General features: G+C 62.4%; 19 protein-coding genes. 6 read left to right on the top strand and 13 right to left on the bottom strand.

From position 1 onward, the window contains the following. The first annotated feature begins 106 nt into the window (after positions 1-106). Positions 107-886, top strand: coding sequence for an MBL fold metallo-hydrolase (locus tag ACTJLB_RS10670; protein WP_440783231.1), 780 nt, complete (start codon positions 107-109; stop codon positions 884-886). Positions 887-1,024: 138 nt separating this feature from the next. Here ACTJLB_RS10670 and ACTJLB_RS10675 read toward each other — a convergent pair whose 3' ends face one another. Both ACTJLB_RS10675 and ACTJLB_RS10680 read right to left on the bottom strand, forming a co-directional pair. Continuing rightward, positions 1,025-2,722, bottom strand: a complete 1,698-nt coding sequence (locus ACTJLB_RS10675; protein ID WP_440783232.1) for a methyl-accepting chemotaxis protein — start codon at positions 2,720-2,722, stop codon at positions 1,025-1,027. A gap of 160 nt (positions 2,723-2,882) precedes the next feature. Continuing rightward, positions 2,883-4,157: an EAL and HDOD domain-containing protein gene (locus ACTJLB_RS10680; RefSeq protein ID WP_440783233.1), complete on the bottom strand. Its 1,275-nt coding sequence runs from the start codon at positions 4,155-4,157 to the stop codon at positions 2,883-2,885. Between the two features lie 361 nt (positions 4,158-4,518). Here ACTJLB_RS10680 and ACTJLB_RS10685 point away from each other — a divergent pair, with 361 nt between their 5' ends. The 3 genes from ACTJLB_RS10685 to ACTJLB_RS10695 all read left to right on the top strand — a co-directional run bounded on the left by ACTJLB_RS10685 (position 4,519) and on the right by ACTJLB_RS10695 (position 9,162). Beyond that, positions 4,519-5,661, top strand: a complete 1,143-nt coding sequence (locus ACTJLB_RS10685; protein WP_440783234.1) for a GAF domain-containing protein — start codon at positions 4,519-4,521, stop codon at positions 5,659-5,661. Positions 5,662-6,096: 435 nt separating this feature from the next. Continuing rightward, positions 6,097-7,824 carry a methanol/ethanol family PQQ-dependent dehydrogenase gene (locus tag ACTJLB_RS10690; protein WP_440783235.1) on the top strand — a complete coding sequence of 576 codons (1,728 nt, stop codon included), beginning with the start codon at positions 6,097-6,099 and terminating at the stop codon, positions 7,822-7,824. Between the two features lie 87 nt (positions 7,825-7,911). Then, positions 7,912-9,162, top strand: a complete 1,251-nt coding sequence (locus ACTJLB_RS10695) for a c-type cytochrome (protein WP_440783236.1) — start codon at positions 7,912-7,914, stop codon at positions 9,160-9,162. Positions 9,163-9,313: 151 nt separating this feature from the next. Here the strand turns inward: ACTJLB_RS10695 and pqqD are convergent, their stop codons facing one another. The 6 genes from pqqD to ACTJLB_RS10725 form a co-directional block, all read right to left on the bottom strand. Continuing rightward, positions 9,314-9,595: a pyrroloquinoline quinone biosynthesis peptide chaperone PqqD gene (gene pqqD, locus ACTJLB_RS10700; protein ID WP_408409887.1), complete on the bottom strand. Its 282-nt coding sequence runs from the start codon at positions 9,593-9,595 to the stop codon at positions 9,314-9,316. 139 nt (positions 9,596-9,734) lie between these two features. Beyond that, positions 9,735-9,809: a pyrroloquinoline quinone precursor peptide PqqA gene (pqqA, locus tag ACTJLB_RS10705; RefSeq protein ID WP_033379411.1), complete on the bottom strand. Its 75-nt coding sequence runs from the start codon at positions 9,807-9,809 to the stop codon at positions 9,735-9,737. Positions 9,810-10,090: 281 nt separating this feature from the next. After that, the gene (locus ACTJLB_RS10710) at positions 10,091-12,064 is read right to left on the bottom strand and encodes a sigma-54-dependent Fis family transcriptional regulator (protein ID WP_440783237.1); all 1,974 of its coding nucleotides are present in this window, start codon (positions 12,062-12,064) and stop codon (positions 10,091-10,093) included. A gap of 128 nt (positions 12,065-12,192) precedes the next feature. Beyond that, on the bottom strand, positions 12,193-13,887 hold the full coding sequence (locus ACTJLB_RS10715; protein ID WP_087751242.1) for a putative bifunctional diguanylate cyclase/phosphodiesterase: 1,695 nt from the start codon (positions 13,885-13,887) through the stop codon (positions 12,193-12,195). Between the two features lie 47 nt (positions 13,888-13,934). Then, the gene (locus ACTJLB_RS10720; RefSeq protein WP_020065351.1) at positions 13,935-14,435 is read right to left on the bottom strand and encodes a GAF domain-containing protein; all 501 of its coding nucleotides are present in this window, start codon (positions 14,433-14,435) and stop codon (positions 13,935-13,937) included. Positions 14,436-14,522: 87 nt separating this feature from the next. After that, positions 14,523-14,948 carry a TOBE domain-containing protein gene (locus tag ACTJLB_RS10725; RefSeq protein ID WP_020065350.1) on the bottom strand — a complete coding sequence of 142 codons (426 nt, stop codon included), beginning with the start codon at positions 14,946-14,948 and terminating at the stop codon, positions 14,523-14,525. A 118-nt stretch (positions 14,949-15,066) separates the two neighbouring features. Between ACTJLB_RS10725 and ACTJLB_RS10730 the strand changes: the two genes are divergently transcribed. Both ACTJLB_RS10730 and ACTJLB_RS10735 read left to right on the top strand, forming a co-directional pair. Then, a complete protein-coding gene (locus ACTJLB_RS10730; RefSeq protein WP_440783238.1) occupies positions 15,067-16,782 on the top strand; it encodes an SH3 domain-containing protein in 1,716 nt (571 codons plus the stop codon). 210 nt (positions 16,783-16,992) lie between these two features. Continuing rightward, complete coding sequence (locus ACTJLB_RS10735) at positions 16,993-17,457, top strand: VOC family protein (RefSeq protein ID WP_020065348.1); 465 nt, start codon at positions 16,993-16,995, stop codon at positions 17,455-17,457. Positions 17,458-17,731: 274 nt separating this feature from the next. On the opposite strand, the gene ACTJLB_RS10740 is transcribed toward ACTJLB_RS10735, so the two are convergent. The 5 genes from ACTJLB_RS10740 to ACTJLB_RS10760 form a co-directional block, all read right to left on the bottom strand. Then, entirely contained in the window at positions 17,732-18,655 is a 924-nt protein-coding gene (locus ACTJLB_RS10740) for a recombination-associated protein RdgC (protein ID WP_440783239.1), read from the bottom strand. A gap of 140 nt (positions 18,656-18,795) precedes the next feature. Beyond that, on the bottom strand, positions 18,796-20,031 hold the full coding sequence (locus ACTJLB_RS10745; protein WP_087751238.1) for a glycosyltransferase: 1,236 nt from the start codon (positions 20,029-20,031) through the stop codon (positions 18,796-18,798). Beyond that, a complete protein-coding gene (locus ACTJLB_RS10750; protein ID WP_392392422.1) occupies positions 20,031-21,386 on the bottom strand; it encodes an O-antigen ligase family protein in 1,356 nt (451 codons plus the stop codon). Before ACTJLB_RS10750 ends, ACTJLB_RS10745 begins: the two co-directional genes overlap by 1 nt. Then, positions 21,386-22,513, bottom strand: a complete 1,128-nt coding sequence (locus tag ACTJLB_RS10755) for a glycosyltransferase family 9 protein (protein ID WP_440783240.1) — start codon at positions 22,511-22,513, stop codon at positions 21,386-21,388. The genes ACTJLB_RS10750 and ACTJLB_RS10755 overlap by 1 nt, the downstream gene beginning before the upstream one ends. A 362-nt stretch (positions 22,514-22,875) precedes the next feature. Beyond that, positions 22,876-23,952, bottom strand: coding sequence for a glycosyltransferase family 4 protein (locus ACTJLB_RS10760; RefSeq protein WP_440783338.1), 1,077 nt, complete (start codon positions 23,950-23,952; stop codon positions 22,876-22,878). Positions 23,953-24,020 lie beyond the last annotated feature (68 nt).

Below are 24,020 nucleotides of genomic sequence, written 5' to 3' on the forward strand. Positions count from 1 at the left end.
GTGCATCTGTACAAAATTGATCATCCGCTGAACAAATACGAGGAATGCCGCCCGGAGAGCGATGTCGCCATAATCGCCGCATTCTCATTCGACATTAGGCGCTGTGATGACTGGTGCAACGATTACCCTGATTGGCGGACCCACCACTTTGATCGAGATAAACGGCTGCCGGTTTTTAACGGACCCGACGTTCGATCCGCCTGGTACTTACCAGCCATACCATGGCAAGTCAGTGACGTTTGATAAAACCACCGGTCCCGCGATGACGATCGAGCAGATCGGCTCGTTAGATGCCGTATTGCTCAGCCACGACCATCACTTCGATAATCTCGACTCAGCGGGGCGCACAATCTTGCCGGCCGTGAAAACGACCTTCACCACGATGTCCGGGCAGGAGCGTTTGGGCGGCAATGCGTTGGGCCTCGCCCCCTTCGAAACAAAAACGTTCGAAGGCCCGGGCGGCAGGCGTTTGCTGATTACCGGGACGCCGGCACGACATGGCCCGGTGGGAATCGAGCCGTATTCGGGTGACGTCATCGGTTTTCTGCTGGGAGAAGAGGAAGAAGGCGATGCGATCTACGTGACCGGCGATACGGTCTGGTACGAGGGCACGGCTAAGGTCGCCCGCCGGTATTCTCCAAAGGTGGTGATCGTCTTCGCCGGCGCGGCCGAACCGCGGGGACGCTTCCAGATGACGATGGACAGCAACGATGCTCTCGCTGCCGCCCACGCCTTCCCCAATGCGAAGATCCTGGCAGTGCACAACGAAGGCTGGAAGCACAACACGGAAAGCGCCGACGACCTCGCGTCGGTATTCAACTCGCTCGGCGTCGGCGATCGCTTGTTGCCCTTGCTGCGCGGCGAGCCTTTGAAAATCGAGTGGTGAATGACAAACCCGGTGAACGCAGCCGGTCCTACGCTCGGTGTCGACAGAGCGCAGCGCACACGTTATGCCTCATCCAGAAAAGTGTGCCGGGCCGCATGCAAGGCGCGACCCGGCTTCGCCCCGAGCATCAAGGCACGGCTAGAAGGACTGCCAGGCCGGATTGCTATCGCCGGACATAACGGGTGCGTCGGTCCTGCGCTGGACACTCTTCCTGGTCTTCAGCATAGGGCGGCTTGATGCGACCGTCGTGTGCTCCGGCAGGCTTGCGAGGCCGACGACGTGCGCGGGCAAACGAAACGTCGAAACAAGTTCGCGCAGCGTGCCTGACTGCGCCGCCATCGACTGCGCAGCTGCAGAGGCTTCCTCAACAAGAGCCGCGTTCTGCTGCGTCACCTCGTCCATCTGCATGACGGCCTGGTTCACCTGCTCGATACCGGTATGCTGTTCGACCGACGCAGAAGCGATCTCCCCCATCAGATCAGTAACACGTTTTACCGAGTCGACCACCTCTTTCATGGTCGTCCCCGCGTTATCGACCAGTGATGTTCCGGCCTCCACTTTCGCCACGGACTGGCTGATGAGTTCCTTGATCTCTTTTGCCGCCGAAGCACTACGCTGCGCGAGTCCGCGGACTTCGCTGGCGACAACGGCGAATCCCCTGCCTTCCTCCCCGGCCCGTGCGGCCTCGACTGCCGCGTTGAGCGCGAGGATGTTGGTCTGAAATGCAATGCCCTCGATCACGGAAATGATCTCGGCCACCTTTGCCGAACTCGCGGAAATGTCGTGCATGGTGTGAACCACTTGCGCCACGACTTCGCCACCTCTTGCTGCCACCTCGGATGCGTTGCTGGCCAGCGTATTGCCTTGCTTGGCGTTATCCGTGTTCTGTTTCACCGTCGCGGTCAGCTGCTCCATGCTCGCTGCGGTTTCTTCGAGCGATGCCGCCTGCTCTTCCGTTCGCTGGCTAAGGTCAGTGTTGCCGGCGGCAATCTGCGAGGAGCCGGTAGCAATGCTTTCGCTGCTGGATCGAACGCGGCTGACAACGTCCACGAGTCGTTCGTTCATGTTTCGCAGCGCCAGTAACAGTTGGCTGGTTTCATCGGAACCGGACACCGCAATGTCAGATGTGAGATCACCGCGGGCCACCGTCTCGGCAATACCAACCGCGCGGCCGAGCGGAGTGACAATTGAACGTGTGATCAGCCACGCCACGAAGATAGAAAGAAGGATCGCCGCACAGGCAAGCGTTGCAGTGAGCACAACCGTACTACGGTAGTTCGACGCAGCTTCAGTACTCGCTGCAGCTGCTCCAGCGCGATTCAGCTTCACACCTTGCTCGATCCATTGAAGCGCATCTGTGAATTGCCGTGCGGACTCGCCCGTTGCGAGTGTTTTAGCGGCGGCAAAGCCAGCGTCTCCCGACTCGGACAGTTCAAGCAGGCTCTTGTCGGAACCGAGGTATGTCGTCCACGCCTTCTTCATGTTGTCGACGATCTGCTGTTCCTCGTGCGAGGAAACAAGCTTCTCATAGTCGGCCATCGCAGTACTTAGCGATGACAGTGCCACGTCGTGCTGCGTGCGTTGGTCCTGTTTCTGGCGCGCATCGCTTTCCAGTATGGAACGCAGACTTGCCCTGCGCACGCCGTTCGCCAGGGCCCTGATCTCCCCAAGACTCTGCACGCTCGGCAACCAGTTCTCAGCGATGTCCTGAGTGCCTCCATAGATTCTGGAGACCTGCAGAACCGCCAGCCCCCCGGTCAGCAGCAGCAACAGCAGCGCAACGCCAAATCCGACTCTAAGTCGCGCCCCAATTCGTAGATTGCCCAGATACTTCATTGCTCAACTCCCACTTGATGTGTCTCAGATATATCGGATCGGTCAATGACACACTGAACGGTGCCAGGTGTAAACACTTCTAATAAATAATGTTCGGTATGCTTAATTATTCTTGCAGTCCATTTAACGCGTAATTCAGGACCTCCAGTCTCCGCAGACATCAGGCGTACGATAAGCATTCCCTCGAAGGTGACGTGCGTATCCCTTGCTCCATGGTCGATCCGACGAATGGCGACGCAACGCAGGCGTCCGCTTTTCGCTCCCGCGCCTTCCCATGCGGCCCGCTCTCGTAGCTTTCTGCAACGGCAAGCAGCTCACCCAGCTCTCCGCTGCGCCCGGTCAGCGCGGCCCTGATGGACTGCTCGAGCGGAAGCTCCTGAGCAAACTCAGCCTGTTCCCGCGCATAACTCACGTGCAGCAACGACAGCATGCCGGTGAGGTAGGCGGTCTGTGCGAACGCCGTTCCAGCCGGGCGCTGCAACAGGGCGAGTCTCAGCATGAGAGACGCGCGTTGAGTCGCCAGCGCAATCAGCGGGTCACGGGAGACGATGTCGAAGTCCCCATGGTTGTAAAGCAGCAGGCTGCACCACTGGAAGAGCCTCGTTGTCCCGGCCGCAGCGAGTGCGTGGTGCAGCGATGAAATGGCCGTACGTTTCTGGTTGGCAGTACCCGGGCAGTTCGCAAGCCGAAGCAGTTGCGTCACCAGCACGGGCATGGTCGACAGCGCACGTATGATCCGGTGATCACAGGCATCGTCGATCAGCAGGTTCAGCACCTCCAGCACCTGGCCCAGGTCAGGCACCATACGGCGCGCCTGCATGAGTTCCGGTCTGCTGAAGTAGAACCCCTGGACCATGTCGCAGCCCGAATCGATGGCAACCTGCAACTGCTGCCTATCGTCGACCTTCTCTGCTACGACGACCTTGCCAGTGCGTTTCAGATCGCGCACCACTGTCTTTGCCCTGCCTGCTTCAATGGCGGGCCACTCGAGCTTGACGATGTCTACTACCGGCAGAAAAGCCTCGATGTCGGGAGTGATGTGCAGCACATCGTCCAGCGCGATCCGGAATCCGGCAGCGCGCAGCAGAGCGCATCGTTTTTTGAGCTGGTTGTCGAGCTCGCACGTCTCGAGTACTTCCAGCACGAAGCGCCTGCCCCCGAGGATCTGAGTCACCGAGGAGTGCAGGAAGTCCGCCGTGCAATTCAGATATCCATCGAGACCGTCCAGAACTGCCTCAATCCCCAACGCCCCCACAGTGCGCTCGACAACCTCCGCAGTGCAGCCAAACCCGTCGTGGATATTCGCCCCGGGGCCAGGCCCATCCCTGAACAGAAGCTCATAAGCCACGAGCCGGCCCACCCGGTCGACAATCGGTTGGCGCGCGACCCAGGTCGTTGCGGCCTGGCTAGCTTCAGTCTGCTCACTGCTACTCATGGTCTCGCCTCCCGTTGTCTGTCCGGCTCGTATTGTTTTCGCCGCTGACCGGCGTCTTCAAATATTGATAACGGCGCGAGCCCGACGGTTCTTTAGCGAAATTTCCATTTTTGCCATTTTATGCGGATGCCTAAAACGGCGCCGCGTCCACTCTGCCGAATTCATCGCCATGTGGCTTTTCCAAAAAAAAACCGGCCAATGGCCGGTTTCAGAAATCCTTGCCCGTCGGGGTACGGGAAGGACGATGGTTGATACGAGCACCCATCTTAACTCGATTTGCCGAATTTGCTATATTTTTTTCGTCATTCACCGTTAACCCCTATATGCCGTATCCTCCCGGGGACGAAAAGACTGGAACAAGATGGAAGACCCAATCATCACCACCCGGGCGGCAGCAGAACTGCTCGGCGTTTCGATCCGCACTGCGCAGACATGGATCGAACAGAACGCCCTCGACTCATGGAAAACGCCAGGCGGCCACCGGCGCGTGCGCCGCAGCGCTGTAATGGACCTGATGGCGAGACTGGCGCGTGAAAGAATCCACGGCCCTGCGATGGTCCTCGTCCATGCGCCGCAACATAAGATGCATCGCTACGTTGAAACCTTGGGCGTTTTGCCGGAGTGCACCGTTCGTGCCGGTTCCGACCCGTTCGCAACATTGTTAACGGCCGGATATCTGCTACCGCCAGTGATCGTCGTGGAATTCGACGGGGAAGACGGCGTCTACCCGCGGCTCATAAAAGAAATCCTCCAGCATCCGGGCCTCGGACACACGCATGTCGTCGTGACTGGAGATGTGCCGGGAGATGTGCCGGGCGAACAGGCGGCGAATCTCGGGGGCCCAGGAGGCCGCCTGCATGTGTTGCCGGCGGGTGGGACTTCGGAAATTCTGCAGAAGACAGTGCGCCACTTACTCGGTGACAAAGGGGCACTGTCACGGCCTTCGGTCGGGCCGGAGAGCGGAGATCCAGCGAGCAACGAGTCGCAACGGTTGATGGCCGTTGCCGCCGCCGGCGTAGTCGATACGCCTGAGGAAGAAGCGTTCGACGAGATCACGCGACTGGCGGCAACCCTGCTTGAGGCGCCCATTGCGTTGCTGACGTTGCTCACGCCTGAGCGGCAGTGGTTCAAATCTCATTGGGGCCTTGAGCGCAGCGAAACACCGCGTTCATGGGCCTTCTGCAACTTCACGATCCAGCAGGACGACGTATTCGTCGTTGAGGACGCGGTGGCCGACCTGCGCTTTGCTGGGAATCCGCTGGTGACGGGCGAGCCCCACATCCGTTTCTATGCGGGCGTGAGCGTTCGCGACATTCAGGGCTACGCGCTCGGGTCGCTGGCTGTGATCGACCGCGCGCCGCGCAGACTCCTCCAGTCGCAGCGCGACGCACTCTCCACGCTCGGGCGCCTTGCGTCGGACCGTATCAACCTGCGCATCAGGGAACGCCAACTCAGATGGGCTCTGACGAGGCGCGCTGACGCGGGTGCCCCGCCCGTCACCTGAGATCGAACGAATGATCCTGGTCCATCACTTGAAGGCTCACCGCTGTCAGTAAGCTCGACGGCGCGTCGCTCGCGCACTCGAAGCCGCGCTGTCTTTTTTCGCAACACATAGCCGCCTGGTTGCGCCAACGCGCAACAGCGTCATGACCGTCAGCAAGCACGCTGACGGGCTCCAATGTTTCCCGCCTCTCCAGCCTGGCGCGTCTTGCGGCTTAGCACTGCCGAAATGGCATGCGATTTGCCTTGAACGACTCGCAGCCAGACTGCGTTCGCAAGCGATGACGTCGCCGTCCGGCTTCGCGTCGATAACTCAACAGCAACCATGTGGTGTGGATCGGACCAGCGCGCCGCGCTCGAGTTCTGATTGGCCGCGACCACGTCGCATGAGACCGGAGCAGCGCTTAAGCGCGACCTCAGGTCGACACAGGAGACAAGGATGAAAGCACGTTCAATTTCGGTGCTGCGGCCGCGAGCGCTTGCAACAAGCGTCGCCGCGGTCGTCAGTCTGTCATGCGCAACGGCCGCCTTCGCCGACGATTATCCCGCCGTCACCTACGACCGGCTGAGCGCCGCGCAAAGCGATCCGGGTTGGCTCACGTATTACCGCACCTACAACGGCCAGGCACATTCGCCGCTCAAGCAGATCGATACGGCGAATGTGAAGCAGTTGAAACAGGTGTGGAGCTACAAATTTCCCGCGGATCTGCAACAGGGTTTCGAAGCCACGCCAATCGTCAATGGCCGTTACCTCTTCGTGACCACGCCGAAAGACAACGTCTATGCATTCGATGCGGCAAGCGGCAAGCAGTTGTGGAAGTTCGAACCGAAGCTCGGCGCCGAGTCGTTCAAGACCGCATGCTGCGACGTGATCAATCGCGGCGTCGCGCTTTACGGCAAGAACGTGTATGTCGCGATGCTCAACGGCGAGGTCGTCGCGCTCGACGCGCAAACAGGTTCGCTCGCATGGCGCAAGACGATGTTCGAGCCGGGAGTCGGCTATGCGTTCTCGCTTGCGCCGCTCGCGATCGACGGCGCACTGGTGGTGGGCAGCGCGGGCGGCGAGTATGGCGCACGCGGCTTCATCGCGGCATTGAATCCCGATAACGGCAACGTGCTGTGGAAGCGCTTCACGGTGCCGGCGGCCGGAGAGAAAGGCGCCAACACCTGGCCCGACGGCATGCAGGAGCACGGCGGCGCGCCTGCGTGGCTCACGGGAACGTATGACGCGGCATCGAGAACGCTGTACTGGGGGGTGGGCAATCCGGGCCCGTGGCTCGCAGATCTGCGGCCGGGCGACAACCTCTATTCGGATTCGCTGCTCGCGCTCGACCCGAAGACCGGCGACCTCAAATGGCATTACCAGTACACGAAGCACGACACCTGGGACTATGACGGCGTCAATACGCCGGTGCTCGCGAACATCAAGTATCAGGACAAGAACTATGACGCGATCATTCATGCGGACCGCAACGGCTACTTCCACGCAATCGACCGCGGCACGGGCAAGCTGATCTACGCGAAGCCCTTCGTCAAGGCCACCTCCGTGACGGGCTACACGGCGGACGGCGTGCCGGTTCAGGACCCGTCGAAATACCCGAAGACAGGCACGACCATCGAGACGTGCCCGAGCTTCCTCGGCGGCAAGAACTGGTGGTCGGTTTCGTACGACCCCGACAGGCAGGTTGCGATTGTTCCGGCGCTGCATGCGTGCATGTCGCTGTCCGGCAAGTCGGTCACGTACATGGAAGGACTGCCGTACCTCGGCGAAGGCTTCGAGATCAAGCCTGAGCCTGGCAGCAAGGGCTACGGCGAACTGCAGGCTATCGACGTCACGACCGGCAAGAAGATGTGGAGTTACTGGAGCAAGCTGCCGTGGAACGGTGGCGTTGCCACCACCGCGAGCGGACTCGCGTTTAGCGGTTCGCTGGACGGCCATCTGTACGCATTCGATTCGTCGACCGGCAAGGTGCTCTGGAAGAGCCCGAAGCTCGCCAGCGGCATCGTGGCGCAACCGTCGGTGTTCGAGGTCGACGGCAAGGAGTACGTCGCGATTCTCGCCGGCTATGGCGGCGCTAATCCAATCTGGGGCGGGCCGATGGCGAAAGCTGCCGAGAAGATTCCACGCGGCGGCACGCTGTACGTTTTTGCACTCAACCACGGCTGACCTCCACGCGGGCGCCGCGCCGGCCTCGCGCGCCTGATCGCGCGCGCAGGTGGCTTGCGGCGGCCCGCCCTTCCCGGAAGCAATATCATGAAGACTCGACTCAACTCTTTTGCGCTAGCCGGCACGTTGCTGGCGAGCGGCATGCCGATGCCTGGTCACGCCAGCGCGGGCGTGCGCGTTTGCACTTTTCCAGGCAGCCCTTCGACGGTGCTCGACGAGGCCGTCACACGCGAAGCATTTCGCACCGCCGGCGTTGCTTTGACGCTTGCGCCAGGAGGTTTCGCGAGCAACGACGACGACGGTGTCTCGCTTAAGGAACTCGACAAGGCGCTCGCCCGCAAGTGCGATGTGATCGCCGGCTTTCCGCGCTCCGAGGTCGCCGACGGCTCCAATAGCAAGCTGACTTTCTCGCGGACTTATCTGCACTCGGGCTATGTGAGCGTGACGATGCATGAACCCGCGGCGCACACAGGCGACGCCGAGATTGTTGCGGCCACATATGCGAGCCCCGCGCAGTTGATCGCCGTGCAGCAACCGAACGTGAAGCTCGATCTTGAGAACACCGCTGAACTCACCGTCGATGCCGTCGCAAACGGACATGCACAACGTGCGATCGTCTGGTACCCGGCTGTCGTTGCTTATACGAAAACGCATCCCGAGCGGCGCTTTCAGATCGCGCAAGCCGCTTCGGCATATGCCGACTGGCAACTGGTGTTTGCGTTCGGCAAAAACGGAGCAGCGTTGCAGCCGCGTATCGACGCCGCGCTGCGCAAGATGGAGTCCGACGGCAGGCTCGCCACGTTGACGCGCGGCTGGACGCTGCCTCGCACAGCACACGCGACGATGCCGGACGCAGCGGTGTTTGCGTATCGCGACGGTCCTCGTCATGCCGACATCAAAGGAGCGATCATGCGAGCCGGTGGTCGCGAGATTGCCGAGGGCCATTTCATCAAGGTCGATGCGGCCGTGTCCACGGACGCGCCGGCTTTCGACCGCGCCCAGGTCGCGCATGGCAAGACCTTGTACTCGAGTGCATGCGCGAAGTGCCACGGTCCCGATCTGCAAGGACTGAACGCGCCCGCGTTGCGAGGTCCGTCGTTTGCGCCGACGGCGAATGCGAAGCTGACTATCGGCGGTGTGTATGGGTATATGGCGACCAACATGCCCGCGGACCGTCCCGGCAAGATGAAGCCGCAAGACTATGCGGACATCATGGCGTTCCTGTTGTATTGGAACGGCTACAGCGCCGGAAAGAGCAAGCTGACGGACGAGAGCGCGAGGGCGTCGTCGAAACCGCTGAGCGCCGGTAGCTCGCTCAATGCGGGTACTTCGCCCTAGAGGCAAGCGGTGAAAATGTGATTCGCGCCGTGCGGCGGGAGTGAAAGCGCTCAGCGATTCCCTGCGGTTCAGGAAAATCGCTGGGCGCTTTTAACGCGTGTGCAGAGCGCGTTGCGCCGCCGAACACTCAAGTCGTGATCACAAGTCGTGATCACTCTACCCAGCCGCGTTGCCGCGCATGCTCGATGAAACGATAGACGTCCGTGGCGAGATCCGACGCGTTGAACATGTCCTCGAGCTCGCCGATGATCTCGTCGAGTTCGCGCGTGCCGTCGCAGCGGCTCAGTATTTCGCCTGCTGTAGGATTCAACTTGACGACCCCTGCCGCAGACACCAGCACATAGCCGTCTTGCGCGACATCCCGCTGCAAGCGGAAGAGCGGATGCAAATTCGGGCGCGGACCGATGAAGTTTTCAGTATCCGGAGCATTCATGGCAGTTACGCGTTTCTGATTCGTTGTGGCAGGGCGCTGCCTGCATCGAACCCCGGAATCTATGCTTGCCTAGGCGATGCTTTGAACGCCGCCGCGCGCCTCGTGCAACGTGACGCGCGCGGCGGCGTTTGAACATGGCTTAGCGAGTGGCGATATACATCGTGATTTCAAAACCGAAGCGCAAGTCGGTGTAAGCGGGGGTGGTCCACTGCATGGCTGTCTCCTTGAATAGGACATTTGATAAAAAACCGCATCGTCGAAGCGGTTCTCTTATGAACGCAATGTCCATGCCGAACGTATCGACCGGCGCTTTCATTTCGCCTGTAGTGCAGCCAAAGCGCTGCGTCCCAAGCGACGGCTTGTTTGCGGGCCAACGCCTGTTGCGCGCGTTACAAGCACGGCGTGCTGGGCGCGGGGTCGAAATTCGCACCCGTTCAATTCCGGAACAGTGCTGTTGCACAACGGAGCATCGCAGCGCATAGCTCCCCACGCGAGTCACGCTGCGTCTTCGCTGTTGTTCGCGCCGTGCGCCGGCAGCTTCCGATAGATGGTATTGCGCGAGATGCCGAGCGTGCGAGCCGCAGCCGACACGTTGCCGCCATGCTGCGCGACCGCGTTGGCGATCACGCTCGCGGCAACGTCGTGAAGCCGCCCGCTCGGTAACGACAACACATCCACTCCGTGCGGGGACGATGGGCCGGCGACACGCAGGTCGTCGAAGAAATCGTCGGGAAGATGCTCGCGGCGAATTTCTCCGTCTGCATCCACCATCACCGCCGCCGTACGCAGCAGATTGCCGAGCTGGCGGAAGTTGCCGGGCCACGCGCATTGCCCGAAGAGCGTCATGACGTCGTCTGCGATGCTGAGCGCCTGGCCGCCGCCGTTCTCAGCCGCTGCGCAATCCAGCATTTTTCTGATCACCGCTGACAGATCGGTGCGTTCGCGCAGCGGCGGTAATTTGACGACCAGACCGTTGAGGCGGTAGTACAAATCCTCGCGAAAGCGGCTCTGCGCGATCATTTCACGCAGATCGCGATGGGTCGCGCAAATGATCGCGACATCGACGGGAATCGACTTTGTCGAGCCGAGCGGGTTCACGAGACGCTCCTGCAGCACCCGCAACAGACGCACTTGCAACGGGTACGGCATGTCGCCGATTTCATCGAGAAAAAGCGTGCCGCCGTTGGCCTGCAACAGTTTGCCGACGGCGCCTTTGCGCCGCGCGCCGGTGAATGCGCCCTCCTCGTAGCCAAACAGTTCCGATTCAATCAACGTTTCCGGTATCGACGCGCAGTTCACCGCGACGAAAGGGCCGGCGCGGCGAGGCGAATCGTTGTGGATCGCCTGCGCGAGCAGTTCCTTGCCGGTGCCGGTCTCGCCGGTGATCAGAATCGGGATGTTCTTGCCGATGACCTTGCGCACCTTGGCGATGACCGCCGCGATCTGCGGGTCGCCGGTGTCGAGATAACCGAGCTTCGACAGCGGATGCGCGGGCATGGCGGACGGTTCGCTGCGCTGGGCTGCAGCCGGTTCAGTCGGCGTGCGCGAACGGGCGGGCTCTTCGGCGACTGTCGCGCGGCGGAACCGGACGTTCGCGCACACCACGGCGCCGTTGCTCAGGTTCAGCGACAGATGACGATCGCGATGCGTGCGCAGACGGTCGATCAACTGGGCGCTGGTAAGCCCGAACAGCGACGACAGCGTATGCGCGCGCAACCCCGCAAGCGGCAAGCCGAGCTGGAATTGCGCGCTGCGATTCGCGGACAGAAAGCGGCCGTCGCACGTGAAGGCGGCGATGCCTTCCATCAAGGTACCGAGAAATTCCGGGCGGCCATGAAATGCGATCTGCAAGGTTTCGCGAAACGTGTTGGCAAACAGGTGATTCTCGATCATCTGTACGGACATCTTTGCGAGCGCCATGGTGTGCTGGTGATAGCTGCGATGGTCGCCCGTGACGTCGAGCACGCCGATGAGATCGCCGTACGGATCGAGAATCGGCACGCTCGAGCAGGTCAGGAAGCGGTTGGCGGCGAGATAGTGCTGCTCGCCGTGCACGACGATTGCGCTGCGCTCGGCGAGCGCTGTGCCGATGGCATTGGTGCCTTGCCGGTTTTCCGCCCAGTTCGCGCCGGGCCGTAGCGCGACCTTTTCGGCGCGCCGCAGGAAGTCGTCGTCGCCGATCGAATGAAGGATCAGACCTTCGGCGTCCGTCAGCACGATCATGCTCTGAGTGTTCACAATCTGCTCATGGAGGGTTTCCATGACCGGCGTGGCGTGCGCGCAAAGAATGCGGTTCTGCTCGAGCTTCAGCGCCAGTTCGCCGGCCGGCAGCACATCGTAGTCGGGACGCATGGACTCGCTCAGACCGAACACTTCCGAGCGTTCATGGGACTTCTGAATCGACGGGGTGAGCCAGCAAGTCTCGTTGGGGGCGAATGGGGTTACGGCGTGATACGTGTCGTCGCGCATTGTCTCCTCCTGGTCAGGCCCGGGTCGTTTTGCTCGGGCCGTGATGGTGCGACACAATGCAAATATTGCGCCAACTCGTCACACACGGCGGCCAGTCAGATGGTGGGACGGCACGCATGCCACCGACATCACGCGCCCGACGGACTCAGCAGATTCCCCAACGCCGACGCCGTCACCGGCCGCGAAAACCAGAAACCTTGCGCCTCGTCGCAGCCGAGCGCCTGTAGCTGCGCCGCTTGCTCAGGTGTTTCGACGCCCTCCGCCGTGACGCGCAGCCCGAGTGCGTGCGCCATTGCGACGATCGCGCCGACGAGCGCGTGACATTGCGGATCGCCGGCCATTCTCGTCACGAACGACTGGTCGATCTTGAGGCGATTGAGCGGAAACCGCGTCAAATACGCGAGACTCGAATAGCCTGTGCCGAAGTCGTCGACGGCAATCTCCACGCCGAGCCCGCGCAGCGCGTGGAGCGTTTCTAGCGTCTGGTCGGTGTCGCCCAGCAACACACCTTCAGTGATCTCCACTTCCAGATAGGACGGAGCGAGCGCGGCGCTGTCGAGCGCGCCGCGAATGGTCTCGAAGAGGTCGTGCCGCTGGAACTGCTGCGGCGACACATTAACCGCGACGCGTGGCAGGTTGCCCGTGATGCGAAGCAGCTTGCCGGCGTCGCGACACGCGGTGCGGATCACCCATTCGCCGATCTGCTCAATGAGCCCTGACTCTTCGGCAACCGGCACGAACTCGGCCGGACTGATCATGCCGCGCTCTGGATGATTCCAGCGCAGCAGCGCTTCGACTTGCGCGATGCGGCCGGTGGCGAGCGTCACCTGCGGCTGGTAGACAAGATGCAACTGCTGGCGCTCCAACGCTTCACGCAACATGGTCTCGATCTGGAAGCGGCGCGCGGCCTGCCCTTCGAGCGCGGTCGAAAAACGCCGGACGGCGTTGCCGTTGACCGCCGCTGCCGCCGAGAGTGCGACGCCCGCGCGGCGCATCAACGTCGGCGCATCGCCGCCGTCGTCCGGATACGCGACGATGCCGATGCTCGCCGCAATGTTCAGCGCCGTACCGCCGTAGTCGATCGGTTCGGCAATGCGGCTGAGCGCCTCGGCGGCGAACGCATCGGCAGCGGAGCCGGTCTCGTTGATCAGCAATGCGAACTGCGTGCCGCCGATCGAGGCGATCGTGCCGTCGTTCGGAAAGAGACCTCGCAACCGCTCGCCGACGATCTGCAACACGAGTTCGGCTGCGTGCAAACCGAGTGCGTCGCGAAGTTTGCGCAAGTGATCGAGCTCGGCGATAAGCACGGTAAAGCCGCTCGTATGGCGTTCACAGCGTGCGATCGTCAACTCGAGGCGCTCGGTGAAAAGCGTCTGATTGGGCAGACGCGTCACGCCGTCGTGATGCGACACATACCAGAGGCGCGCGTCCGATTGCGCATAGCGCGTCATGTCGACGACAACGCCGACGTAACGCGCGTCGCCGGGATGACACACTCCTTCACCGGAGAGCGGGGACAGCGCGAGCACCACGCGTACCGGCGTGCCGCTGCGTCGCAAATAGGTCCACTCACTCTCGTAGCGGGCGCCTATCCTGGCCAATATCGGCAATTCGCCGCGACGTCTCGCAAGCTCTGCCGGATCGTGCAGAGACTCAAAGCTACGCCGGCCGACCAGTTCATTCGCGGTCATTCCCGTCAGTTTTTCGAAGGCCGCGTTGACGTGCTCGAACGTGCCGCGTGCATTGCAGATGAACATGCCGAAGGGCGCCGCTTCCAGAGCGGCGTCGCGCGCATGCACTGCGGGATGAGACGGGTCTTGCATCGCGCGCCTTATATTTTTCTGATAATGGCCGAGACCGCGTGCGGCGACTAAGGCGCGCGCGGCAGCGCTGATTCGATAAACACCGCACAGAGCGCTTGCATGCCCTTTGCGTCGTCTTCGTCGAAGCGCGCAACGAGCGGGCTATCTACGTCCCATACGCCGATCAGCGTGCCGTCCGGTGCGACGAGCGGCACGACGATTTCCGATTGCGACGCGGAATCGCAGGCGATATGGCCGGGGAATTCGTGGACGTCGCGTACAACCTGCGTCTCGCGCGTTTGCGCAGCGGTGCCGCAGACGCCCTTGCCGAGCGCAATGCGCACGCACGCCGGCTTGCCCTGGAATGGGCCGACCACGAGTTCGCGGCCATCAAAAAAGTAGAACCCGGCCCAGTTCAGACCGCTCAGCGAATGAAACACGAACGACGAGAAATTCGCGGCGTTGGCGATCCAGTCGGTTTCGTCGGCGAGAAGCGCGCGCGCCTGCGCGACGAGTTCTTCGTAATGCGCGGCCTTGGGCAATTGCGAGGCGGAGGAAACTTCGAACATGACGGGTCCGTGATGAAAGCGGAAAGTGAGGAAACCAGTCGGCCCAGTGTAAAGCAAGCGGCGCTCTGGTTCACTGGAGTGCGGCCACTACGACTGCACGCCGATGATCACGCTCGATGCCTTGAAGATCGCCGTTGCCGCTTTGCCTGCCGCGAGGCCCAGGCGCTCTGCACTCTCGTTGGTCACGACCGCAGCGATCTGCGCGCCGCCCGCACCAATGATCACCTCCGAATTGACCGCGCCCTTCGTTACTGCCGTCACGGTACCCGCGATGCAGTTGCGCGCCGACACCTGATTCTTCGCTACGTCGACCATCACGATAATCGACGACGCCTTCACCAGCGCAAAAGCTTTCTTGCCTGCGGCGAGACCAAGCGCCGTTGCACTGCCGTGCGTAATGATTGCGACGATGTCCAGTCCGTCCGCGGTGCGCAGCGTGACTTCGTCGTTGACGGCGCCGTGCGTGACTGTCGTGACCTCGCCGGCAAACTGGTTGCGTGCGCTCGTTTGCATATCTTGCTCCTATGAATCAACGCACGAGGCGTTGAATGCGTTCGTTTGCGAATCGATCAAGTGTAATGGAACGCGCGACACCGTATCATCGTGGCCTTGGACTTACTTTGCCGAACTCATGCCTGTAGCCGTCCCTTTCCGCATCGCTCGCTCCTGGCCGAACGCCGCGCGCGCCGTCGTCATTTCCCTCGCTTTCGCGTCGCTTGCGGGGCTCGCCGCGTGTAGTAATCCGTCGCAGACACGCGACGCGCGCGTTACCGCAGATACGATCACGCTGTTCCCGCTCGGCGCCTATGATCAGGACGTCGATCACTGGCTCGATCCGACGAGCCCCGGTTACGACCAGACGTTCCTGAGTACCGCCGACCAGCAGGCGCACTTCCGGGCGCTCTATGCACGCTACTTCGGCACCGGCACCAATGCGCCGTCGCCGTGGAATTCCGCGTACGTCGCCATGCGCGTCTATCGCCAGCAAGGCGCGGATATCGTCGCGCTGCAGCAGCGCCGCATTGCCAGCTTCGACAATAGCGGCAAGAGCGGCGCGGCTGTCGGTTATGGCGAGAACTTCCGTCCGCACGACAAGGCGTGGATCGACGCCATCGCGCGCAACATGAACGTCGCGCAGTTCACCGAGGCGCCGGTCTACCAGCCCTCACGGCGTGCAATCGCAACGACCAACCTCATGGTGCGCGAGCTGCCGACCTCCGACCCGTCGTTCTACAGCCACCGTCTGGCTGGCGAAGGCTATCCGTTCGACAATCTGCAAATCTCCGCGGTGCGGCCGGGTACGCCGCTGTATGTGCTGGGCATGAGCGTCGACGGTGCATGGCGTTATGTGCAAACGCCGGATGTGCAGGGCTGGGTGCGCAGCGACGGTGTGGGCATGGCGAGCGAGCGATTCGTCGATGCATGGCGCGCAGCAACGGCCAAATCGCTCGGCGCGGTGATTTCTGCTTCGGCGCCGGTGCGCGATAGCCGCGGTGTCTTCCGCTTCGACGCGCCTGCCGGCACGCTGTTGCCATTGATCGCGCGCTCATCGGTCAACGCGGGACGCGGCGTGAAAACGCGTGCGGCGGCTGACGGTAGCGCTAGCGGTGCTGGTGCTGCCAATGACTCGAGCGTGGACGCCAATGCCGGCACCAAGGTTAGCGAACCTGGCACGGTCGCCGATACGCCGGCTCCGCACCAAGTCCTCGTGCCCGCACGCGACGCAGAAGGCGACGCGCTCGTTCGCACAGCCGAACTTACCGACCAACAGATTGCACCGATGCCGCTCGCCGCGACGCCACGCCATCTCGCTACGCTGATGAAAGCACTGATTGGTCGGCCTTACGGCTGGGGCAACAGCGGCCTCTATAACGACTGCTCGTCGGAGTTGCAAAGCATCTTCGCCGCCTTCGGCGTGTGGTTGCCGCGTCATTCGTCCACGCAGATGAGCGCCGGGCGCATGATCGATCTGTCCGCTTCGACGCCTGGACAACGCCTCGACTATCTGGCGCAACATGGCGTGCCGTTACGCACGCTGATTTATATCGGCGGACATGTCATGCTTTACATCGGCAATACGACTCGCAACGGCGTCACGGTGCCGGTCGTGTATCAGGACGTGTGGGGACTGCGTCCCGCTGACAATAGCCGGCGCGCGGTGATTGGCGGCTCCGTCATCCTGCCGCTTTTCGAGCACATTCCCGAGGATTCCACGCTGCAGTCGCTTGCGGCCACGCGGACGTTCCAGATCAGCATACTTGGCGCACCCGACGGGACGGCGGCGCCCTCGCGAGGGCCCGCTGCGGCGCCACCGGCGCCTGCGGATGAAGATAATCCGGCGGGCTGAGGGTTGCTGCGATGACTGGAAGCTGACGGTCGATGGCTGACAAGCGACTTTCAGGCCTTTCAACCTCGCCCGTTACGCGCACGTTCGTGCTCGAAAATATTTTTTACGGAGTGTCGATCCGGCGGTGACGTGCTCGTCGTAACGTTGGGAGCCTGGCTGAAACAGTCGGACTTTCAATCCACGAACCTGTTACTTCAAGGAGTCGCCGTCATGAGCAGCCCTGCTGTCAAACCGATCCCGGAAGGGATGCACTCGCTCACGCCGTACCTGATCTGCGCAAACGCAGCCGAAGCCATCGCGTTCTACACGAAAGCCTTCAACGCCGTCGAACAGTTCCGGCTGCCGGGGCCGGGCGGCAAGGTGATGCACGCGTGCCTGAAAATCGGCGATTCGATGCTGATGCTCACCGACGAATGGCCCGAACACCAGGCGTTCGGACCGAACCACCTGCAAGGCACGCCGGTGACGATCCACCACTACGTCGAAGACGTGGACGCCAGTTTCCAGCAAGCCGTCGATGCGGGCGCGACCGTCAAGATGGCTGTCGCCGACATGTTCTGGGGCGACCGCTACGGCCAGCTGAAAGACCCGTTTGGACATAGCTGGTCGTTGGCCACGCATAAGCGCGATCTCAGCACCGAAGAGATCCAGCAGGCCATGGCGGCGATGAAGTAATTGTCGGGGCGGCATGCTTCGAGGGGAGTGGCGGGGTGAAGTTACCCACAGATTCTGTTCAGTAGTCTGTGCATAACCACCCCACAACTTCCTCAACTCATTGATACGGTAGTTGTTTTCGCCGTTACGCTGAACCGGGTCACGGTTCCTTGAGCGAGCCTGTGCATCGTCACCGCTGCCTTCCCCCGACTGCGGAATCGAGCGGACTTTCCGCCTTCCGGAAGCCAAGCCTGGTGTAATCGCAAAACCAGGTCTTCCCGAACGCACTACCCCCTCAAGCCGCCGCGGCCTGCAGCACCGCGTCAACCTGCTCTCCGCCCAACGCGTCGAGCAGGTCACGCAGCATGCGATCGAGTTCCGCAGTCATCAGCGTGAAATCCGAGTCGAAGCGTTCGTCGTCGTTCTGCGCGGTCGGATCGCTGGCTTCCTTCAGCACGTCGAGCGGTGCAATGCGCTTGATCGTCAGCGAAGGCGTCAGTACGAACGACACCCGATCGTTCCACGTCATCGCAAGTCGCATGCATTGCTTGCCGGCCTCGATATGACGGCGCATATCTTCGGCGTCCAAAGTATGTCCGACGTAACGCACGGTTGCGTTGCCTTCCGCCGGTGAGCGCAACTCGGTGTCCTGATCGAGCGTGAAACCAGCGGGCCCCTCGCCCGAGAGCAGCCAACCCGTCATGGCCGCAACCGGCGATTGTGTAACGCGCACGGTGCCAAGCGGCAACTGATCGATCGACTTCACCAGCAACCCGCGCACTTCGTCGGCGACTGCTTGCGACCCTGCGTCGATGACCAGCCAGCCGTTGCGGCAATCGATCCACACGCGCGTATCACGCCGGATGCTGAAAGCGCGCGGCAACAGTTCGTCGGTGACCTGCTCCTTGAGTTCGCGCATCTGTTTGCGGCCTGGTTTGAAGCCCTGCTGCTCTTCCAGTTCAGCGGCGCGCGCCTTCGTAACCTGCGTGACGACCGAAGCCGGCAGCAGTTTCTTTTCGGTGCGAAACGTGAGCAGCAATTGGCCATTGAGCGCATACACGAGCGAATCGTTGTCGCGAGGAGACGCCCAGCCATGGCTTTGCATCTCTACACTATTGCCGGGCGCGAAAGCATGCGGCGCGAGCCACTTCTGCATCTGTTCGGGAGTAACGGACCACGGCGCGGGAAGGCGGTGAAGCTGAAGGTTTTTGAACCACATGGGCAGAGTCGAGTACGGGCAAAGCGCACCATTCTATCTCTATCTGGCAGCTCGCCCGACATGCTGACGATCTCGGCGAGCGACGCCGGAGGACCAGCGTTTAGAGATTAGCGCAACCGCCACGCAATCGAAGCCACGGCTCACCGAGACGTCGCCGCCTTCTCCTTCAACAGCCTCGAGGCCAGTGCGAGCATCCGCTGGTTCGCGCTTGCGGGCGCAAAACTGGCGACCTTTTGTGAAGCTGCCTGCACGAGGCTACGGCGCAGTTCGGTCTCGGTGAGAAGACGTTCCATGGCCAGCGCCATCGCGTCGACATCGCCCGGCTGTACTAGCAGGCCGGCTTTGCCGCCCTCCAGCAGATCGCGCGGGCCGGTCGGGCAATCCGTCGATAGAACCGGCGTGCCGAGCGCCATGGCCTCGCCAAGCACCATGCCGAAGCCCTCATAGCGGCTGCTCAGCACTAGCAGCTCTGCCTGCCTGATATAGGGCGATGGGTTCGCGCAAAAGCCCAGGAAATGCACGGACGGGGCGATCCCCAGTTCGTGTGCGAGTTGCTCCAGCTCGCCTCGGTCCCGTCCCTCGCCGATCAGCACCAGCGCCGCGTTGCAGCGGCCACGCTCGCGTAATTGGGCGTAGGCTCGCAGCAGCGTCTTGTGGTCCTTCTGACCTTCGTCCAGACGCGCCACCGACACAATGAACGAATCCGCCGGACGTTCGATCTGCCCGGACGCCGCACGCCGCAACGCCTCGATGTCGATCACGTTCGGCAACTCGGTAACGTCCACATGACTTGTCGCGAAAAGCTCACGCGCTTCGCGCAGCATGGCCGGCGTTAGCACGGCTACCGCGGAGTAACGTGCGAAATGCCGGACGCGGCGGGCAACATAACGCTCGCTCTTGTTGCCAAGCCGCGCGGCGAGGCTGAAGTGACTGACGCCAATCCACGGCACGCCGCAACTGCCTGCCAGATGACGCAGCGAAAAATCGAAGTCGCAAACCAGGTCATGCTGGCTCACGAGGCGTCGCATCCGCCGCGCCGCCAGCGGCCGGATCGCGCCGTAGGTCAGCGCCTTGTGCAACAGCTTCTCGCCGAGGCCGAGTTTGCGTTGGCGCGCTTTCTTATGCAGCGCGGCCATCCATTCCGATGAAGCGAGCACATGGACATCGACGTCGTCGGGAATGGAATGCGCGCGCCAGAACGCCAGGTCGTCGGTCGGATAGGCCACCGAGAGGCTCGGCGCGAACAGCCGGCGGTCCAGTGTCTTGAGCCACGACAGCAACGCCGTCTCGGTGCCGCCCTTACCGAAGTCGTTGATGTGGAACAGAATGCGCAGCGGGGCGCGGTCGGTCTCTGCGGCCTTTAATGTCTCGCTCATCACCGCCCTTTTTCATCCAGCTTGACGGTCTGCGATTCGCGTAGCGGTTCGACCCGCCCGGCCGTGGACATGGTGCGCTCAACGCTTTGCGAAGATCCAGCCGAAGCTCTGCCGTGCTCCGCGTACCCCAGCAGGAGGCCCGCGAACGACCAGAACGCCAGCATGGTCGTCTGCCACATGAAATCGTCGGTCATGTTTTTCGCGATCATGCCGGCCACCAGTGCGACGCCTGCAGCGCATAACCACGGTTCTGCTCGCTGATACCGCCAGAATCGCGCAACCAGGCTTAGCAACAGCGCCGTCTGCAGCACCACGCCAATGAAGCCTGTCTGCAGCCACGTGTTGATGAACAGGTTGTGCGCATGCGTCAGCGCTTGCGGTTCTGCCGCCAGCAACGCAGGCGGCATTGCATTGCGATAGACGATGCCCGGCAATGGCTTGCCGAAACCGATACCGGCCCAGGCGTGATGCTCGGCCTGGCCGACATAGAACGCCCACAACTTCGGGCGCGTATCGGCCGATACCGTATCGCCGATAGCCGACAGTGAGCCCGGCACGTAGACCTGGTGACCGTCGATCACGACGTCGCGCGCCTGCGTGACCTCCGGCGCGGCACCGCTCGTGCGCAAGCGGGAACTGAGTTCGAGCGTGCCGACGCCGGCTGCACCCACCACGGCAATGGCCAGCACCGCGAGCATGAGGCGGCGCCGATACAGCGGATATAACGCGACGAGAAGCGTTACGGCGGCGGCCGGCCAGAAGAACCGGTTGAGCGTCGCGAGGCCGATAAAGAGGCACAGCACAATGCCGCTCGCGCCGACCACGCGCCAGCGCGGACGCAACAGGAAGCCGGCGAAGAGCGCCATCGAGAACACCGCGAGCGTGCTGGTATGACCGACGCGATTATAGAAATGCAACGGGAAAGTATTGGCCGTAGGCGGCTGCAGATGCCCCCAGTTGAGCGCGCTGATCGTGGCGAGCGCAAGGCACGCAAGCCAGTTGACGGCGACCACGGGCTCGGGTCGCCGCAGTTGGCTTCCGAACAGCCAGAAGCCCCAGAACGACACCAGCGGATAGAGCACCTCGTCGCACCACGCGTGCAGGCTGACCATCGGATACGGCGACCACGCCACCGAAGCAAGCCCCCACCCCGCCCACGCGGCCACGGGCAGCAGCAGCGGCCAGCGCACGAGCGGCGGACGGTCCGCCGAAAAGGCACCCGCCGCGACACCGAGCGCAAGCAACGCGAGCGCGTTGAAGACGATCGCCGTCATGTGGCCGAACATCACCACGAACAGCAGGACCGGACAGGCAACCCAGAACAGGCGCTCCACTCGCGCAGCCGTGTGAGTCATTACGCTTTCACCAGGATATTTTGCAAAACATTGAATACCGACTCGACCGTGAGTTGGCCCATGCACTCGGCGTGGTCGCCGCGCCACGCGACGCAGGTCGTCTCATTGCGATCGCAGCGCCGCACCCATGCTACCTCGCGGCGGAAGATAAAAGGCTGATCGCGGCACGGCATGTCGGCGACGGTGATCGGCACGAACGGCACCTCGCGCCAGTAGCGTCCCGCGCCATGAATCTGCGCGTTGCCGGGACCGAAGAGCGCAAGCGTAGGCACCCCGATCAGGCGCCCAAGATGGGCGACTCCGGTATCGGGACAAACCACGGCCTCAGCACCGGCAAACAGATGCCACAACTCGCCGAGACCGAGCTGAGCCGCCAGATTCGGATGACGCGCTTGCGGGTCGATCGCGCGGATGAGATCCGCTTCACCCGGACCGCCGGTCCACACCGGCAGATAACCCAGTGCTTCGACTCGCCCCGCCAGATCGAGCCAGCGTGCATTCGGCCAGCGCTTGACGCTCCCGCTCGCGCCCGGATGAAGCACCACATAACGTTTTGTGAACTGCGCCGGCTCCGGCAACGCGCGATGCGGAGGCGCCGGCCAATCGGCGGGACGGTAAGCGCGCGGAGGCGGCCCTTCTATCAGTTGCGCGGCGAGGTCGGCCCACGCCTCGGGGGCATTGGGATATGGCACGCTCCGGTCGAGCGGCCAGTTCTTCCACGCGGGCTTGTCGCCGGAGTGTCCGACGATCCACCGGCAGCCGGCCGCGAGCGCGAGCCAGCTATAGCGGTTATCGCCGAGCACGAGGCCAAGGTCGTAAGGTCCGGAAAGCAAAACGTTTCGCACGGACGCCGGATCGCGCGGATCGAACGGCAACGCGTTCACGCCGAAAGGCCGCCCCGCATATAGCGGCACGATGGCTTTCGGGCAGGCCAGAAGAATGTCCGCTTGCGGATATTGCGCACGCAACTTGGCGAGCAGCGGCGTGAGCAGCAACGTATCGCCAAGCAAAAGATGATGCGCGATCAGGATACGGCGAATGCTCTGCGGCTCGCGGCGAAAAGGCTTGGCGAGCAGTCGCGGAATAGCCGACCTGAAGGTAAGAAGACGCCCGGCAAGCCGACTCATAGGCTCATCGGCGCGTTTATTTCCGCCGCGATCTTGCTGTACGCCGATACCCGGCGCGAGGTCGCGTTCGCCATGCACAATCTCCAGCGTATTCTTTTCGACAGATCCAGTGCGGCGGCTGCGGCCCCGTCGTGACGGGTAGGCGCGCCCCGGCGACGGCGCTGCTGGCCCGCCGCCTGTCCTCGCGGGCATCGAAGCCCGGTGAAGTAAAGGGGGTGTTCGGCTCGAGTGAGATCAAGCCAAATTCAAGCGTTAATTTCAAGCGTCGATATCGCAAAATTATAACATGTGGCCCTCGCGCAAAACGACGCCAGACCGTGCCCGGCGGCCCACGCGCGCCGCCCCGCAGAGAGTGGCGAGACTTACGAGACGGGTGCGATCTGCTTCGCCAGGCTCAGCAACGCGTCGACGTGAGCGGCCACGCTCGGGTCATAGCGGACCGCGGCGGCGTCGGTGAGTTCGGGCGGCGCGAGGCGCGCGTGGTCGCGATGTGCCGCGACCGCTCGCGCCAGCGTTGCCCGCAGGTCGGCCACGTCGCCCGGCTCGAAGACAAACTTTGCATGTGAGGCGATAGCGTCGCAGCAACCGATGTTCGACGGGAAAATCACCGGGGTGCCGCACATCACCGATTCGATGCCGACGAGGCCGAACGGCTCGTACGTCGATGCAAGAATAGTGAAATCGGCGGCCTGATAACACTCCGCGAGTTCCTTGACGTAGCCGATGTAGCGCAGCCGTTCCGAAGCGCGCGCGGGCGGGCGCCCCGCCACCGCCACCACGATCGGCAGCGACGTATCCCGCAACGCCGCTTCGATGAGCGGCAACCCCTTGCGCTCGTGACTGCTGGACGGAAACAGCAGAACGATCTCGTCGTCCGCAAAACCGTATTTACGCCGCAGGGCGGCGCGAGTGGCGGCATCGGTCGGCTTGAAACGTGTTCCGTCGACGGGCGGATACAACACACGGATTTTTGCTTCGTCGACCTCGTACAGTCGCCGCAATTCGTCATGCATGAGTTGCGAATGGGCGACGACGACCTTGGAGCGCGCGTATTGGCGCCGCTCAAGTTCGGTCTGCCAATGGTCCGAGCGCTTCTGCGTGCGCCCCGTCGCCTGAAGAAAACCAAGATGCGTACCGCCGCAGATGGCGATATCCGACGAGTCAACGCGGTTGCAGCCAATCAGCAAGTCGACGTGCGCCGCTCGGCGCGCCGAGCGCAAACGCCATGAGAACCACCGGTCGCGCAGTTTGCCCGGCAGGAACGACACATTGATGCGGTGCCGTTCGACCATGCCGCTTTCGGGCAGAGACGTATCGAAACGACGCGCAAAAAATGCAAGCTCGACGCCGCGTGCCGCGAAGCCTCGCACGAGATCCATCGCATAGCGCTCTAGGCCGCCGCTGTGCTGCAATGCGTTGCTGGAAAGTCCAAGTTTCATCATTCAGACAGCGCGCGCGAGCGCCTCGTCAAACGTTATCGGAGAGGGGGCGCGGTCCGCCAATCGGG

Origin of the sequence: Paraburkholderia sp. 22098 (assembly GCF_052045935.1) — a bacterium.
In the GTDB taxonomy this organism is placed as follows: Bacteria; Pseudomonadota; Gammaproteobacteria; order Burkholderiales; family Burkholderiaceae; genus Paraburkholderia; species Paraburkholderia caledonica.